The sequence below is a fragment of the Variovorax xiamenensis genome (assembly GCF_050916385.1).
Taxonomy (GTDB): Bacteria; Pseudomonadota; Gammaproteobacteria; order Burkholderiales; family Burkholderiaceae_C; genus Variovorax.
Map to the genome: position 1 here is coordinate 1 of NZ_CP139038.1, position 15,945 is coordinate 15,945.

Genomic DNA, 15,945 nt, shown 5'->3' on the forward strand with positions numbered 1-15,945 from the left:
ATGTCGACTGACGGCATCGGCGAGAGCCTCTGGCAGGCCTGCGTCGACCAGCTCGCGCAGGAGCTGTCCGAGCAGCAGTTCAACACCTGGATCAAACCCCTGACGGCGCAGGTCGCCGACGACCTGTCGCGCATGACGGTGTTCGTCGCCAACCGCTTCAAGCTCGACTGGATCCGTGCCCAGTACGCCGGCAAGATCGCGGCCATGGCCGAGAAGATGTACGGCCAGCCGGTCGCCATCGAGTTAGCGCTTGCTCCTCGCGAAATCCCCGTGCGTGCTGCGCCCGTGGCTGTCATGACCGAGACGGACGTGCCGCGCGACGTGGCCGGCCCGGGCGAGGAACCGGCCGCCGCCGGCTTCAAGAACCGCCTGAATTCCGGCCTCACCTTCGACACCCTGGTCGAAGGCACGGCCAACCGCATGGCGCGCGCCGCGGCGATGCACGTGGCCGGCATGCCGGGGCATCTTTACAACCCGCTTTTCATCTACGGCGGCGTCGGCCTGGGCAAGACCCACCTGATGCATGCTGTGGGTAACCGGCTGCTGACCGACAAGCCGGATTCCAAAGTTCTCTACATCCACGCCGAGCAATTTGTATCGGATGTGGTCAAAGCCTATCAGCGCAAGACTTTCGATGAGTTCAAGGAGCGCTACCACTCGCTCGACCTGCTGCTGATCGACGATGTGCAGTTCTTCGCCAACAAGGACCGGACGCAGGAAGAATTCTTCAACGCGTTCGAGGCCCTGCTGGCCAAGAAGTCCCACATCGTGATGACCAGCGACACCTATCCGAAGGGTCTGGCTGACATCCACGAGCGCCTGGTTTCGCGCTTCGATTCCGGCCTCACGGTCGCCATCGAGCCGCCCGAACTCGAGATGCGCGTGGCCATCCTGATCAACAAGGCGCGCGCCGAATCGGCCGAAATGCCCGAGGAAGTGGCCTTCTTCGTCGCCAAGAACGTGCGCTCCAACGTGCGCGAGCTCGAAGGCGCGCTGCGCAAGATCCTCGCGTACTCGCGCTTCAACCAGAAGGAGATCTCGATCGCCCTGGCGCGCGAGGCGCTGCGCGACCTGCTGTCGATCCAGAATCGGCAGATCTCCGTCGAGAATATCCAGAAGACGGTGGCCGACTACTACAAGATCAAGGTCGCCGACATGTACAGCAAGAAACGCCCGGCCAGCATCGCGCGGCCGCGGCAGATCGCGATGTACTTGGCCAAGGAGCTCACGCAGAAGAGCCTGCCGGAAATCGGCGAGCTGTTCGGCGGGCGCGATCACACGACGGTGCTGCACGCGGTGCGCAAGATCTCGGGCGAGCGCCAGCAGCTCACCGAGCTCAACCAGCAGCTCCACGTGCTCGAGCAGACTCTCAAGGGCTGATCAGTCGGAAAGAAGAAGCCGGATGTCATCGGGGATGACCCTCGCGACAGCGGAGAATGGCACCTTACATGCTGATTCAAAGAGATAGGAAGAGGAAGAAGACATGATCGTTTTGAAGGCAACACAAGACAAAGTCCTCGCCGCGCTGCAGTCGGTGGCGGGCATCGTGGAGCGGCGTCACACCTTGCCGATCCTGGCGAACGTGCTGATCCGCAAGACCGGCGGCCAGCTGCAGCTGACCACCAGCGACCTCGAGATCCAGATCCGCACCACCGCCGAGCTCGGCGGCGACGAAGGCAACTTCACCACCACCATCGGCGCGCGCAAGCTGATCGACATCCTGCGCACCATGCCGGCCGACCAGACCGTGAGCCTCGAGTCGAGCGCGAGCAAGCTGGTGCTCAAGGGCGGCAAGAGCCGCTTCACACTGCAGTCGCTGCCGGCCGAAGACTTCCCGCTGGTGCAGGAAGCCGCCAACTTCGGCCCCGTGTTCAGCGTGCCGCAGAAGACGCTGAAGGACCTGCTCTCCCAGGTCTCGTTCGCGATGGCCGTGCACGACATCCGCTACTACCTGAACGGCATCCTGTTCGTGGCCGAGGGCAAGCAGCTGAGCCTGGTCGCCACCGACGGCCACCGCCTGGCGTTCTCGTCGGCCACGCTCGACGTCGAGGTGCCGCGCCAGGAAGTGATCCTGCCGCGCAAGACCGTGCTCGAAATGCAGCGCCTGCTGTCCGACGCCGAAGGCGCCATCGAGATGCAGTTCGCGAACAACCAGGCCAAGTTCAGCTTCGGCGGCATGGAGTTCGTCACCAAGCTGGTCGAGGGCAAGTTCCCCGACTACAACCGCGTCATCCCGAAGAACCACAAGAACACCGTCACGCTGGGCCGCGCGCCGCTCCTGGCCAGCCTGCAGCGCACCGCCATCCTGACCAGCGAGAAGTTCAAGGGCGTGCGCCTGAACATCGAGCCGGGCACGCTGCGCATCGCGTCGAACAATGCCGAGCAGGAAGAAGCGCAAGATGAACTCGACATCGACTACGGTGGGGACACCATCGAGATCGGCTTCAACGTGACCTACCTGATCGACGCGCTGTCGAACATGGACCAGGACATGGTCAAGCTCGACCTGGCCGACTCCAACAGCTCGGCGCTGCTGACCATTCCCGAGAACGCATCCTTCAAATATGTCGTGATGCCGATGCGCATCTAGCAGCCGGAAACCACAGCGCCTTGCGCACACGACCCGCGGCCCTCCGCGGGTTTGCGCTTTCAAGAGGCGGCGAATTGAGCCCTTGAGAGCCCGAAAAATCACGCAGAACGGCGTGAGAGACAGAGGAATATCCGAATGAGTGCAGAAGAGAACAAGCCCGAAGTGCCGCATACCGAGCCGGTCTACATCCCCGAGATCGATACGGTGGCCGCCGACAACAGCTACGGCGAGGGCTCCATCACGATCCTCGAAGGGCTCGAAGCCGTGCGCAAGCGCCCCGGCATGTACATCGGCGACACCTCCGACGGCACCGGGCTGCACCACCTGGTCTTCGAGGTGGTCGACAACTCCATCGACGAGGCGCTGGCCGGCCACTGCGACGACATCGTCGTGACCATCCACACCGACAACTCGATCTCCGTCACCGACAACGGCCGCGGCATTCCCACCGGCGTGAAGATGGACGACAAGCACGAGCCCAAGCGCTCGGCCGCCGAGATCGCGCTGACCGAGCTGCACGCGGGCGGCAAGTTCAACCAGAACAGCTACAAGGTGTCGGGCGGCCTGCACGGCGTGGGCGTGAGCTGCGTGAACGCGCTGAGCACCATGCTGCGCCTGATCGTGCGCCGCGAAGGCAAGATCCACGAGCTCGAATTCAGCCGCGGCTTCGTGCAGAACCGCCTGCTCGAGACGGTGAACGGCGTCGAGGTCTCGCCCATGAAGATCATCGGCGACACCGACAAGCGCGGCACCGAGGTGCACTTCCTGCCCGACACCGAGATCTTCAAGGAGAACTCGGACTTCCACTACGAGATCCTCAGCAAGCGCCTGCGCGAACTGAGCTTCCTGAACAACGGCGTGCGCATCCGCCTGAAGGACGAGCGCACCGGCAAGGAAGACGACTTCTCCGGCGCCGGCGGCGTGCGCGGCTTCGTCGAGTTCATCAACAAGGGCAAGACCGTCCTGCACCCGAACTCGTTCTACGCCGAGGGCGAGCGCCCGGCCGATACCTACGGCGGCATTCCCGGTACGCACATCGGCGTCGAAGTGGCGATGCAGTGGAACAGCGGCTACAACGAGCAGGTCCTCTGCTTCACCAACAACATCCCGCAGCGCGACGGCGGCACCCACCTCACGGGCCTGCGCGCGGCGATGACGCGCGTCATCAACAAGTACATCGAAGAGAACGAGCTGGCCAAGAAGGCCAAGGTCGAAGTCTCGGGCGACGACATGCGCGAAGGCCTGTGCTGCGTGCTGAGCGTGAAGGTGCCCGAGCCCAAGTTCTCGAGCCAGACCAAGGACAAGCTGGTGTCCAGCGAGGTGCGCGCGCCGGTGGAAGACATCGTCGGCCGCCTGCTGACCGACTACCTGCAGGAGCGCCCCAACGACGCCAAGATCATCTGCGGCAAGATCATCGAGGCCGCCCGCGCCCGCGAGGCCGCGCGCAAGGCCCGCGAAATGACGCGCCGCAAGGGCGTGCTCGACGGCATGGGCCTGCCCGGCAAGCTGGCCGACTGCCAGGAAAAGGACCCCGCCCTGTGCGAGGTCTACCTGGTGGAGGGCGACTCCGCCGGCGGCTCCGCCAAGCAGGGCCGCGACCGGAAATTCCAGGCCATCCTGCCGCTGCGCGGCAAGATCCTGAACGTCGAGAAGGCACGCTACGAGAAGCTGCTGACCAGCAACGAAATCCTCACGATGATCACCGCGCTGGGCACCGGCATCGGCCGCGCCGGCGCGAGCACGCCGGGCGGCGGCGCGGACGACTTCAACGTCGCCAAGCTGCGCTACCACCGCATCATCATCATGACCGACGCCGACGTCGACGGTGCCCACATCCGCACGCTGCTGCTGACCTTCTTCTACCGGCAGATGCCGGAGCTGGTCGAGCGCGGCCACATCTACATCGCGCAGCCGCCGCTGTACAAGGTGAAGGTCGGCAAGGAAGAGCAATACCTGAAGGACGGCCCCGCGCTCGATGCCTTCCTGCTGAAGGTGGCGCTGAAGGACGCGCGCATCGAGACCGGCGGCGCCAGTTCGACCACGCTCAGCGGCGACACCCTGGCCGAACTGGCGCGCAAGCACCAGGTGGCCGAGGCCGTCATCGCGCGCCTGCGCAACTTCATGGACGCCGAGGCCCTGCGCGCCATCGCCGACGGCGTGGCGCTCGACCTCGACACCACGCCCGCCGCCGAGGCCTCGGCCATCGCGCTGCAAGCCAAGCTGCGCGAACTCAACACGACCGGCGTGCCGGCCGAGGTGAGCAGCGAGTTCGATGCCCGCACCGACAAGCCGCTGCTGCGCATCAGCCGCCGCCACCACGGCAACGTCAAGAGCAGCGTGCTCACGCAGGACTTCGTGCACGGCGCCGACTACGCCGCGCTCGCCGAAGCCGCCAACACCTTCCGCGGCCTGCTGAGCCCCGAGGGCGCGCTGGTGAAGCGCGGCGAGGGCGACCGCACCAAGGAAGAAAAGGTCGACGACTTCCGCCAGGCCATGAAGTGGCTGATCGGCGAAGCCGAGCGCTCCACCTCGCGCCAGCGCTACAAGGGCCTGGGCGAGATGAACCCCGAGCAGCTGTGGGAAACCACCATGGACCCGAACGTGCGCCGCCTGCTCAAGGTGCAGATCGACGACGCCATCGAGGCCGACCGCGTGTTCACCATGCTCATGGGCGACGAAGTGGAACCGCGCCGCGAGTTCATCGAGCAGAACGCGCTGCGGGCGGCGAATATCGACGTCTGATTCTTTCTTCCTGCCTTCACGGCCCTGGGGCCGCGCTCTTCCGGAGCGCCCAACCTCAGTGCTGCAGGATCTTCGAAAGAAACTGCCGCGCGCGGTCCGAGCGCCCGGCGGGGTTGCCGAAGAACTCCTCCTTGGCGCAGTCCTCGACGATGCGGCCGCGGTCCATGAAGATCACGCGGTTCGCCACCTTGCGCGCGAAGCCCATCTCGTGGGTGACGCACATCATCGTCATGCCCTCGCGCGCGAGTTCGACCATCACGTCGAGCACCTCGTTGACCATCTCGGGGTCGAGCGCGGAGGTGGGCTCGTCGAACAGCATGGCGACCGGGTTCATCGCGAGCGCGCGGGCGATGGCCACGCGCTGCTGCTGGCCGCCGGAAAGCTGGCTGGGAAACTTGTGCGCATGGGCGCGCATGCCGACGCGCTGCAGCAGCGCCATGGATGCCGTCCGGGCTTCGCTGGCGGAGCGCTTGAGCACCTTGACCTGCGCGATCGACAGGTTGTCCTCGATCGAGAGATGCGGAAACAGCTCGAAGTGCTGGAACACCATGCCCACGCGGGCACGCAGCTTGTTGAGATCGGTCTTCGGGTCACCCACCGACACGCCGTCGACGGTGATGCTGCCCCGCTGGAAGGGCTCGAGCGCATTGACGCACTTGATGAGGGTGGACTTGCCCGAACCCGAGGGCCCGCAGACCACCACGACCTCGCCCTTGCGGACCTGGGTGGTGCAGTCGGTCAGCACCTGGAAGGCGCCGTAGCTCTTGTCGACGTGGCTGATTTCGATCATGTCGTGTCCTCGATGAGATGCGATGAGATTCAGCGCGTGAGCAGCCGGTGCAGCGTGTTGGCGACCACGCGCGTGGCCTTGCGCAGTTCGTCGAGCGGCACGCGCTCGTCGGCGCGGTGGCCGTTGGCCTCGAGCAGCGATTCAGGGCCGGCGCCGTACATCACTGTGGGAATGCCCGCCTCGCTGTAGAGGCGCGCGTCGGTGTACAGCGGCACACCGATCGGCGTCACCGGCTTGCCCATCACTTCGCTGGCTTCGCGGCAAACCAGTGCGGCGAACTCGTCTGCACCCGGCGCGGGCGCGAAAGGGCGGGCCAGCAGGATCTGGCGGATTTCCACCGAGATGCCAGGCAGCGGGCGGCAGGCCGCCTCGATCATCTCTCGCAGCTCGGCCTCGACGGCCTCGGGCGATTCCTCCGGCACGATGCGGCGGTCGATGCGCAGCGTGAGCACGTCGGACACCACGTTGGTGTTGATGCCGCCGTCGATCAGGCCCACCACCATCGTGGGATGGGTGATGCCCGGCGTGCGCGAGGGGCGGGCGGCGAGGCTGTCGCGGTAGCGATAGAGCGCCGGCAGCAGGGTGGCGGCAGCTTCGATCGCGTCGTGGCCGGTGTCGGGACGCGCGGCATGCGCCGAGGTGCCGCGCACGACGACTTCGAGGTGCAGGCAGCCGTTGTGCGCCACCACGACATGGTGCGAGAAGGCGGCGGAGAGCACGAAATCGGGCTTGCTCAGGCCCTTGGAGAGGATCCAGTCGGGCCCCGTCATGCCGCCGGTTTCCTCGTCGTAGGTCAGGTGCAGCTCGACGGTGCCGGCCAGCGGCGTGCCCGAGGCCGCGAGGTGCTTGAGCGCGCGCATCGCGAAGGCGTAGGTGGTGAAGTCCGACTTCGACACGGCGGCGCCGCGTCCGTAGAGCCAGCCGTCGCGCACTTCGCCGCCGTAGGGGTCGACGCTCCAGCCCGCGCCAGGCGGCACCACGTCGCCGTGCGCATTGAGCGCTACCACCGGCCCATCGCCGAAGCGTTCGCGCACGATCAGGTTGGTCGCGCTGCGCATGCCGTGTGCGGCCGCGAACTCGGCGGGCACTTCGTGGCGCTCCACCGTGAAGCCCATGGCTTCGAGCAGCCGGGCGGTGAGCTCGGCATGCGGGGCGCAGTCGCCGGGCGGGTTGTCGGAGGGACAGCGCACCAGCTCGGCGAGGGTGCGGACCTGCTCGTCGAAGTGCGCGTCGATGAAGTCGCGCAGCGTGTCGCGCGGGGAAGCGTTTTCGGTCATGGCGGTCAGAGGAAGCGGTCGATGAGGAAGGGGCTGATGTCGATGTCGGCGCGGCCGCGCACGATCAGGTCGGTGACCAGCCGCGCTGTGACGGGGGCGAGCGTGTAGCCGTTGGAGGTGACGGCGTTGTAGAAGCCGGGGCGGCCCGGCACTTCGCCGAGGATGGGCGCGCCGTCGATGTTCACGTTCATGCCGGCCCAGCAGCGCACCATGTGCAGCCCGCGCACGGCCGGCAGCACGTGGCCTGCCACCCAGAGGTTGCCTTCGATGCTCTCGCGCTCGGCGCGGTTGAGGCGCATGTCCTCGTTGAAGGCTGCGGTCCAGCCGCCGCCGATGATCAGGCCGCCGCTGGCCGCCTGCTTCAGGCTCAGGTGCCGGTCGGCATGCGCGACGAGATGGTTGACCAGCGGCGGCGCGGGCTCGGTCACGATCATCTGCAGCGGCGCGCCCTTGACGGGGATGTTCACGCTCAGCATGCGGCCGACGGCGCTCGACCACGCGCCGCTCGCGTTCACGACGCGCCCCGCGTGGATGGCGCCACGCGAGGTGCGCACCATGAAGCCGGCGCCTTCGCCAGGCAGCGCCTCGATGGACTGCACGTCGCAGCCGCGCAGCATGCGCGCGCCCTGCTGTTGCGCGCGCCGCGCGACCGCGTAGGTGGCGCGCAGCGGGTTGATCTTTCCTTCCATGGGGCAGAGTTCCGCGCCCAGCAGTTCGGCGGACAGGGCGGGCGAGAGGCGGCGCAGCTCGGTGCCGTCGATCACCTGCGCGTCGATGCCGTGGCTGCGCTCCAGCGCGGCCTTGGCTTCGAGAAAGCGCATGCCGGCCTCGCTGTCGGCGACCATGAGGCCGCCGGTGATCTTGATCTCGAGGTCTTCGCCGCAGTCGGCCTCGATCTCCTGCCACAGGCGCACCGACATCGGCCCGAGCGGCAAGGTGGCCGCGGCCGGGCCGCCGCCTTCCTGCGCCTTGGCGCCGAAGTCGAAAGAGAGAAGCTGCACGTGCAGGCTGCCGGCGTTGGCGCCAGACGCCTGCAGATTGATGTCGTCGCGATCGACCACCGTCACGTCCTGGCCGGCCTTCGACAGGTAGTAGCCGAGGCAGGAGCCGAGCACGCCGGCGCCGATCACGAGCACGTCGGTGCGCAGCGTGGTCCCGAACGGCGCCTGTTCCACCGGCCGTGCGAGGTTGGGCGTGATGGCGGGCTTGTGGCCGCCCCACTCGGGTTTCTCGAAGCCGAGTGCGCCGGCGGGTACCGGCTTGGCGGGCGGGCGCGGGGCGAAGTACTGCTCCACCTGCGGCGGCCGGCCGGTCATCTCTGTCAGCAGCCTGCCCGCTGTGACGGCGCAGTAGCGCGCCTGGCAGCGGCCCATGCCCAGGCGCGTGTTGCGCTTGAGCGCGGCCAGCGTGTCGCTGCCGGCGCGGATCTGCTCGCGCACCGAGCCGAAGGTGATTTCCTCGCAGCGGCACAGCAGGGTTTCGTCGGGCACCGCTTCGAGGCTGACGGGCGGTGGCGCGTAGATCGACCACAGCGCCTGCTGGAAGCACTCGGCGCGATGCAGTTTTTGCGTCGCTTCCCTGGGTTCCGGCACTTGAAGGCCGAGATTGCGCGCGACGGCGGTACCCGCCAGCGTGCCGCGCGCGAGCGCGACGCGGGAGCCGCCCAGATCGGCGCCGTCGCCCACGACGTACACGCCGGGCAGGCTGGTGGCACCGTCTTCCTGCGTGACGGTCGCGAGATAGCCGAGGTGGCGGGGCGCGAGGCGGTGCTCGCAGCCCAGCATGCGCGCGAGTTCGGTGGAGGGGATGAAGCCGTAGCCGAGGCAGAGCGTGTCGGCCTCGAGGCGGCGCGCCGTCGAGGGCACTGCGCGGCCTTGGGCGTCGATCCGCGCTACTTGCACCGAGCTCAATTCGGCAGAGCCGTCCGCGGAAACGACGGCGTGTTCCCACAGCACGGGCACCTTGTGCGCGCGCAGCTGCCGCATGTAGCGCCAGCCGTCGATCAGCAGGTCCGGGGCCGTGCGTGCCGCCGCCAGCAGATGGCGCCATTGCCGCGGCGAAGGGCGCGGGGCCGACTCCAGCACCGCGACGACTTCGGCGCCGCCCGCGAGAAGCTCCGCTGCGAGCTGCAGGTTGAGCGGCCCGTTGCCAGCGATCACCACGCGGCGCCCGGGCGCCACGCGGTATGCGCGCGCGAGCGTCTGGCCGGCGCCGGTGGTCATCACGCCGGGGAGGGTCCAGCCGGGGAAGGGCGCGGGGCGCTCGTAGGCGCCGGGGGCGATGACGAGTTGACGGCAACTGATGACGCAGGCGCGCCTGTCGATGAGTGCTGCGACCTCGCGCGGCGAGAAAGCGGCCCAGACCTGCGCGCTCTGGGCGATGGCGACGCCGGCTGCGCGGACTTCGTGCTCGAGCGCGAGGCCCTGCGCGAACTGGCGGTCGGCCGGGGAGGGCGCCTCGTGCGAAGGCGCGAGCGGCTTGTAGAACTGGCCGCCGGACTGGGGGCGCTCGTCGAGCACCAGTACATCGGCACCCGCCCGACGCGCGGCGAGCGCCGCCGAAAGTCCGGCCGGCCCCGCGCCGACGACGAGCACGTCGACCTGTCGGCGATCAGGTTCGGCGCCAGGCGCCGGGGTGAGCGGCCGCAGCGGATCGTCGGGCGTCCCCGCGGGCTGCGCCGAGCGAACCTGCTGGCCATCAGCCACTTTCGTGAGGCAGGCGCGCTGGCTGGCCTGGCCATCGACCGTGACGAGGCAGTCGAAGCACGCGCCCATGCCGCAATAGAGGCCACGCCGCTCGCCGCCGCGCGTGTGGCGCATCGCCTTGATGCCGCCGGCCGCCAGCGCCGCCGCGATGGTTTCGCCTTCCAGGCCCTGGACGGGCTGCCCGTCGTACCAGAAGCGCACGGGGCGCCCGGCCGGGGCGATGGAAGGGTGGGTCAGTCTGGCGCTCATGGGCAATGCGAAGGAAGAACGTCAACTTACGGTTGACGCGTCGAATTGTATACGTATACTCAGCGTATACATATACCGATTCGATCCGAGTTTTTCCCAAGGACTGCCCATGACAGCGTTCCGAGGCACCTATACGGTGCTCATCACCCCCATGACCGCCGACGGCAAGCACGTGGACGTGCCTGCGCTGAAGAAGCTGGTCAACTGGCAAATCGAGGAAGGAATCCACGGGCTGATCCCCCTGGGAAGCACCGGTGAGTTCCTCTCGCTGACGCCCGACGAGCGCCAACTGGTGATCGAAACCTGCGTGAGCACCGCTGCAAAACGCGTGCCGGTGTTGATCGGCACCGGCGCGGAGTGGACCGACGAGTGCGTGCGGCTGAGCCGCGAGGCCGAGGACATGGGCGCCGACGGCGTCATGATCATTCCGCCCTTCTACAGCACGCCCACCGACGACGAGCTGTTCGAGCACTACCGCAAGGTGGGCGAGGCCATCGGCATTCCGATCATGGTCTACAACAACCCGGCCACCGCCAACGTCGACCTCAAGCCCGAGCTGGTGGCGCGCCTCTCGCGCATCGACAACTGCAAGTACATCAAGGAGTCGACGCTCGAGGTCACCCGCGTGCGCGACATCATCGAGCTGTGCGGCGACCGCATGACCGTGTTCGCCGGCATCCTGGGCTACGAGTCGTTCTGGCTCGGCGCCCAGGGCTGGGTGGCCGTGTGCTCCAACCTCATCCCGAAGATGTCGGCGCGCCTGTTCGAGCTGGTGGCCGACGAGCGCGACATGCCCGCCGCGCTCGAGCTCTACAGGAAGATGCTGCCGATCGTGCGCTGGGTCGGCGGCCACCGCTACGTCGCTGCCTCCAAGGACGGCCTCTCGATGATGGGCCTGCCGGTCGGCAAGCCCCGCGCCCCGCGCCTTCCGCTGCCCGACGCCGACGTCGCCGAGTTGCGCCGCGAGCTCGCGCGCCTCGAACTGCTGGACTCGATCCGCGCCTGACGCCACCGCCGCCCGACGGCAAGCCCCTCATTCCCGCTTTCCACCTCGTCGCCTCGATCCCTTCCTCAAGGACCACACCATGAAACTGCTCCCCGCTCTCGCGTCGGCAACGGCACTCTTCATCTCCTGCGCTGGCGTCGCGAACGCGCAGCAGCAGGCCTGCAAGTCGCCCGTGCCGGATTCGGCGCTCGTCAAGAAGGGCACGCTGACCATGTCGGTCAACCCGACGCTGCCGCCGATGCAGTTCGTCGACCAGTCCGGCGCGCTCAAGGGCATGCGCGTGGAACTCGGCGAGCAGATCGCCAAGCGCCTGTGCCTCACGCCCGAGTACGTGCGCATCGAGTTCTCGGCCATGATCCCCGGCCTGCAGGCGGGCCGCTGGGACGTCATCAACACCGGCATCTTCTTCACCGACGAGCGCGCCAAGCTGATGCAGATGCTCGTCTACGAAGACCAGGCCATCAGCATCAGCGCGGCCAAGGGCAACCCGCTGAAGATCGTCAAGCCCGAAGACCTCTCGGGCAAGAGCATCGGCGTGGAGCTCGGCGGCTTCGAGGAGCGCAAGGCGCGCGAGCTCGACAAGCAGCTCACCGACAAGGGCATGAAGGGCATGACCATCCGCACCTTCGAGAACTTCGCGATGGCCTTCCAGGCGCTGCGTGCGGGGCAGGTCGAAGTGGCGCTGTCCATCGACTCGACCGGCGCCGAATACCAGAAGCGCGGCGACTTCGAGCGCGTGCTGCATGGCCTCTTCCCCACGCCGGTCGCGCTGGCCGCCCGCAACAAGGACCTGGCCGCCGCGATGGCCAAGGCCATGAACGACATGAAGGCCGACGGCAGCTTCCAGAAGCTGTTCGACCAGTACGGCGTGAAGGCCGCCGACGGCGCCGTGACCGTCAAGGGCCCGGCGAGCTGACGGCGCGCCGTCATCGACATCGCCATCGAGCAAGCGAAGGAGACTTCCATGGGACAAGGCTGGAGCTGGTCGGGCTTCTTCGACTACCTGTTCAATCCGTACATCCTCAGCGGCGCGGTGACCACGCTGTGGCTCACGCTCGCGGCGATCGCAGGCGGGCTTGTCGTGGGCTGCGCGCTGGCACTGGCCCGCCTGTCCAGCCACCGCTGGCTGGCGGCGCCGGCGCATTTCTACATCTGGGTGTTCCGCGGCACGCCGCTGCTGGTGCAGCTCATCATCATCTTCACCGGGCTGCCGCAGCTGGGGCTGAAGCTCTCGGTGATCGAGTCGGCGCTGCTGGGCCTGATCCTCAACGAGGCGGCCTACCTGGCCGAGATCGTGCGCGGCGGCATCCAGTCGATTCCCGCGGGGCAGACCAATGCGGCGCGCGCCGTGGGCTTCAGCAGCGCGCAGACCATGCGCTACATCGTGCTGCCGCAGGCCATGCGCCTGATCGTGCCGACGCTCGGCAACAGCATCAACGGCCTGCTCAAGACCACCTCCATCACATCGGTGATCTCGATGGAGGAACTGCTGCGCCGCACGCAGGTGCTGATCCAGGAGAAGTTCATGGTGCTCGAGCTCTTCATCGTCGCCGCCATCTACTACCTGCTCATGACCACCGCCTGGGACTTCATCCAGCGCCGCATCGAGCGCCACTACGGCCGCGCCTACGGCAGTGCCTCCGCGCCGCCGGCCGTGCCCGCCGAACCTGCCCTCGAGCAGCGCTAGGAAGAACGAGGAAGCAACGCCCATGAGCACCTACGACCTGATCCTGCGCAACGCCGACATCGCCACCGCCGGCGACCGCTACACCGCCGACATCGGCGTGCGCGACGGGCGCATCTGCGCCATCGCGCAAGGCCTCGACGCCAGCGCCGCGCGCGAGATCGACGCACGCGGCCGGCTGGTCACGCCCGGTGGCGTCGACGGCCACTGCCACTTCGACCAGCCCACCAGCGACGGCTCGCGCTTCGCCGACGACTTCCTCTCCGGCACCCGCTCGGCGGCCTGCGGCGGCACCACCACCGTGCTGCCCTTCGCCGCGCAGCAGAAGGGCCGCAGCGTGCAGGAGGCCGTGGACGACTACCACCGCCGCGCCGAGGGCAAGGCGGTGATCGACTACGCCTTCCACCTGATCGTGGCCGACGCCACGCGCGACGTGACGCAGCGCGAGCTGCCCGCCTTGATCGAGAAGGGCTATACCTCCTTCAAGATCTACATGACCTACGACGACCTGAAGCTGGACGACCGCCAGATCATCGAGGTGCTGGCCACCGCCCGCCGCCACGGCGCGATGACGATGATCCACGCCGAGAACAGCGACTGCATCGCCTGGCTCACCGAGCAACTGCTCGACGCGGGCCTCACCGCGCCGCGCTATCACTCCAGCTCGCGGCCGATGGCGGTGGAGCGCGAGGCGACGCACCGCGCCATCGCGCTGGCGGAACTGGTCGACACGCCCATCCTGATCGTCCACGTCTCGGGCCGCGAGGCCGTCGAGCAGATCCACTGGGCGCGCGGGCGCGGGCTGCCCATCCATGCCGAGACCTGCCCGCAGTACCTGTTCCTGAGCGCCGAGGACCTGGGCATCGACCCCGACGACCCGATGCACGGCGCGCGCTGCATCTGCAGCCCGCCGCCGCGCGACAAGGCGAACCAGCAGTTCATCTGGAACGGCCTGTCCAGCGGGCTCTTCACCATCGTCTCGTCCGACCACGCGCCCTTCAACATGAACGGCAGCGACGGCAAGCGCGTGGCCGGCGACAACGCGTCGTTCGACCGCATCCCCAACGGCATTCCCGGCGTGGAAACCCGCCTGCCGCTGCTCATGAGCGAAGGCGTGCTCAAGGGACGCATCGACATCCACCGCTTCGTCGAGCTCACGGCCACGAACCCGGCGCGCCTTTACGGCCTGTACCCGCGCAAGGGCACCATCGCCGTGGGCAGCGACGCCGACTTCGTGGTGTGGGACATGTTCCCCGAAGGGCAGGAGAAGCTGCTGTCCAACGACATGCTCCACCACGACGCCGACTACACCCCCTACGAGGGCATGCGGCTGCGCGCCTGGCCCGGCCTGACCGTCTCGCGCGGGCGCATCGTGTGGCAGGACGGCGTGTTCCAGGCCGAGCCCGGCTCCGGCCAGTTCCTTCCGTGCCTGCGGCCCCGTGCGCCCAACGACGGCAATCCGCTGGACAAATGGCTCTGAAAGAATGGCCCTGAGCCCGCCTGGCCGGCCCTGCTAAGCTCACCCGCCCTCGTGGCTTTCGCCCGTTCCCGCATGCCCAGCCTTCCCAGCCCCACGCAGCCCGCCACCATCACGATCGCCCCCCTGGAGGTGCGCTCCGCCAGTCTGGCCGAACAGGCCTACGACCGGCTGCGCACCCTCATCCTCGATCGCCAGATCTCGGCCGGCAGCCCGCTGCAGGAGGCGCGGCTGGCGGAGGACCTGCGCATCTCGCGCACGCCCATGCGCGAGGCCCTGGTGCGGCTGGCGGGCGAGGGGCTGCTGGTGCGGCGCGACGCGCGCTCCTATGCCGTGCGCGCGCTGGGCACCAAGGAATACTTCGACTGCATGCGCGCGCGCGAGGTCATCGAGTGCGAGGCCATCGCACTGGCGGTGGGCAAGATCACCGACGCCGAGATCGAGACCCTGGAGGCCGACATCAAGACGCTGGGCGGCGGCGAGCACAGCGAGACCGAGCACTGGCACTTCGACGACCGTTTTCACCTGCTGATCGCCAAGGCCAGCGGCAACGTCGTGTTTCCGCGGCTGGTGGAAGAGCTTCGCGTCAACGCCCGGCTCTTCCGCCTGCACAGCCCCCTGCACAGGCATTCGGAAAACCACGACGAACACGGCGAGATCATCCGCGCGCTACGTGCGCGCGACGCCGAGCGCGCACGCGTGGCCATGCGCGACCACCTGCGCAGCCTGCAGGAAGACGTGAAGCGCGCGCTGATCGAGTGAACGCGGGCACAAGCCCGCTACAGGGCCGTTGCGACGGCCGACGGATGATTCGAGATTCGTGCCAGTCCGATAAAAAAACTGCCAACGAATTCATTAATAAAAAGGCGCCCGGCATTGTCGGGCGCCTTTTTCTTTTTCCCTTCACGCAGTGCGCCAATCACTTGACGGCGCCGGCCGCGCTGATTTATTCGCCCGCGCGATTCAAAAACTCTCAACGCTTGCTTTTTTCTACAAATCGCCTTTCAAACTGAATTATTACGGCAGCCCACCCTATTTCCGGGCCGGATCGGCCTACCTGTCTTGCACCTGAACACCACAGGGAAGACAAGGTGTTGCACTTCGGATTTGACTCCGCCTTCCCTTTAGGTTTTACGCCGCACGCTTTCCGGGGCATTCGACGCCATTCGCATTACCCCGTGCGCCTCCGAACGGAACAGAATTTCGTAATTCCAAATTACCTCCAATTCCGAAGTTCTCGTCCTCCTGCGTCAACAAATTTAAATAATGCTTCATTTGTGAGAGCACCCAATTACAGTGCTGCAGCGCGGAATAATCGTGCATCACCCCGCGGCCCGGCCGCGCAAATATTCAACCGCCCCCCGAAGCAGCTGCGCTTTTTTTATTAATTGACAGTCCACGCACGGGCCCTGGAGAGCGCAAGTT

Annotated in this window: 11 protein-coding genes; 8 read left to right on the top strand and 3 right to left on the bottom strand. The window is 67.2% G+C overall.

What is annotated here, in order from left to right:
* The 3 genes from dnaA to gyrB all read left to right on the top strand — a co-directional run bounded on the left by dnaA (position 1) and on the right by gyrB (position 5,332).
* Positions 1 to 1,380, top strand: a complete 1,380-nt coding sequence (gene dnaA / locus SFB74_RS00005; protein ID WP_093195817.1) for a chromosomal replication initiator protein DnaA — start codon at positions 1 to 3, stop codon at positions 1,378 to 1,380.
* A gap of 103 nt (positions 1,381 to 1,483) precedes the next feature.
* Positions 1,484 to 2,590: a DNA polymerase III subunit beta gene (gene dnaN, locus SFB74_RS00010; protein ID WP_125950241.1), complete on the top strand. Its 1,107-nt coding sequence runs from the start codon at positions 1,484 to 1,486 to the stop codon at positions 2,588 to 2,590.
* Positions 2,591 to 2,725: 135 nt separating this feature from the next.
* Positions 2,726 to 5,332 carry a DNA topoisomerase (ATP-hydrolyzing) subunit B gene (gene gyrB, locus SFB74_RS00015; RefSeq protein ID WP_432728629.1) on the top strand — a complete coding sequence of 869 codons (2,607 nt, stop codon included), beginning with the start codon at positions 2,726 to 2,728 and terminating at the stop codon, positions 5,330 to 5,332.
* Positions 5,333 to 5,387: 55 nt separating this feature from the next.
* Here gyrB and SFB74_RS00020 read toward each other — a convergent pair whose 3' ends face one another.
* Genes SFB74_RS00020 through SFB74_RS00030 form a run of 3 tightly spaced genes read right to left on the bottom strand, consistent with a single transcriptional unit; the run spans position 5,388 to position 10,353 of the window.
* Complete coding sequence (locus SFB74_RS00020) at positions 5,388 to 6,122, bottom strand: amino acid ABC transporter ATP-binding protein (protein ID WP_432728630.1); 735 nt, start codon at positions 6,120 to 6,122, stop codon at positions 5,388 to 5,390.
* A gap of 29 nt (positions 6,123 to 6,151) precedes the next feature.
* Positions 6,152 to 7,399 (bottom strand): M20/M25/M40 family metallo-hydrolase, encoded by a 1,248-nt coding sequence (locus SFB74_RS00025; RefSeq protein ID WP_432728631.1) that lies wholly within the window; start codon positions 7,397 to 7,399, stop codon positions 6,152 to 6,154.
* 5 nt (positions 7,400 to 7,404) lie between these two features.
* Positions 7,405 to 10,353, bottom strand: a complete 2,949-nt coding sequence (locus tag SFB74_RS00030) for an FAD-dependent oxidoreductase (RefSeq protein WP_432728632.1) — start codon at positions 10,351 to 10,353, stop codon at positions 7,405 to 7,407.
* Positions 10,354 to 10,462: 109 nt separating this feature from the next.
* On the opposite strand from SFB74_RS00030, the gene SFB74_RS00035 reads away from it, so the two are divergent.
* The 5 genes from SFB74_RS00035 to SFB74_RS00055 all read left to right on the top strand — a co-directional run bounded on the left by SFB74_RS00035 (position 10,463) and on the right by SFB74_RS00055 (position 15,282).
* Positions 10,463 to 11,359 carry a dihydrodipicolinate synthase family protein gene (locus SFB74_RS00035; protein WP_432728633.1) on the top strand — a complete coding sequence of 299 codons (897 nt, stop codon included), beginning with the start codon at positions 10,463 to 10,465 and terminating at the stop codon, positions 11,357 to 11,359.
* Positions 11,360 to 11,438: 79 nt separating this feature from the next.
* A complete protein-coding gene (locus SFB74_RS00040; protein ID WP_432728634.1) occupies positions 11,439 to 12,275 on the top strand; it encodes an ABC transporter substrate-binding protein in 837 nt (278 codons plus the stop codon).
* Positions 12,276 to 12,323: 48 nt separating this feature from the next.
* Positions 12,324 to 13,046 (top strand): amino acid ABC transporter permease, encoded by a 723-nt coding sequence (locus SFB74_RS00045; RefSeq protein ID WP_432728635.1) that lies wholly within the window; start codon positions 12,324 to 12,326, stop codon positions 13,044 to 13,046.
* Positions 13,047 to 13,068: 22 nt separating this feature from the next.
* Positions 13,069 to 14,523, top strand: a complete 1,455-nt coding sequence (hydA, locus tag SFB74_RS00050) for a dihydropyrimidinase (RefSeq protein ID WP_432728636.1) — start codon at positions 13,069 to 13,071, stop codon at positions 14,521 to 14,523.
* A gap of 72 nt (positions 14,524 to 14,595) precedes the next feature.
* Positions 14,596 to 15,282, top strand: a complete 687-nt coding sequence (locus tag SFB74_RS00055) for a GntR family transcriptional regulator (protein ID WP_432728637.1) — start codon at positions 14,596 to 14,598, stop codon at positions 15,280 to 15,282.
* The last annotated feature ends 663 nt before the right edge of the window (positions 15,283 to 15,945 follow it).

Coding starts and splice junctions, on each gene's coding strand:
- SFB74_RS00035 (WP_432728633.1), top strand. CDS start 10,463: ATGACAGCGTTCCGAGGCACCTATACGGTGCTCATCACCCCCATGACC.
- gyrB (WP_432728629.1), top strand. CDS start 2,726: ATGAGTGCAGAAGAGAACAAGCCCGAAGTGCCGCATACCGAGCCGGTC.
- SFB74_RS00045 (WP_432728635.1), top strand. CDS start 12,324: ATGGGACAAGGCTGGAGCTGGTCGGGCTTCTTCGACTACCTGTTCAAT.
- SFB74_RS00030 (WP_432728632.1), bottom strand. CDS start 10,353: ATGAGCGCCAGACTGACCCACCCTTCCATCGCCCCGGCCGGGCGCCCC.
- hydA (WP_432728636.1), top strand. CDS start 13,069: ATGAGCACCTACGACCTGATCCTGCGCAACGCCGACATCGCCACCGCC.
- SFB74_RS00025 (WP_432728631.1), bottom strand. CDS start 7,399: ATGACCGAAAACGCTTCCCCGCGCGACACGCTGCGCGACTTCATCGAC.
- SFB74_RS00020 (WP_432728630.1), bottom strand. CDS start 6,122: ATGATCGAAATCAGCCACGTCGACAAGAGCTACGGCGCCTTCCAGGTG.
- dnaN (WP_125950241.1), top strand. CDS start 1,484: ATGATCGTTTTGAAGGCAACACAAGACAAAGTCCTCGCCGCGCTGCAG.
- SFB74_RS00040 (WP_432728634.1), top strand. CDS start 11,439: ATGAAACTGCTCCCCGCTCTCGCGTCGGCAACGGCACTCTTCATCTCC.
- dnaA (WP_093195817.1), top strand. CDS start 1: ATGTCGACTGACGGCATCGGCGAGAGCCTCTGGCAGGCCTGCGTCGAC.
- SFB74_RS00055 (WP_432728637.1), top strand. CDS start 14,596: ATGCCCAGCCTTCCCAGCCCCACGCAGCCCGCCACCATCACGATCGCC.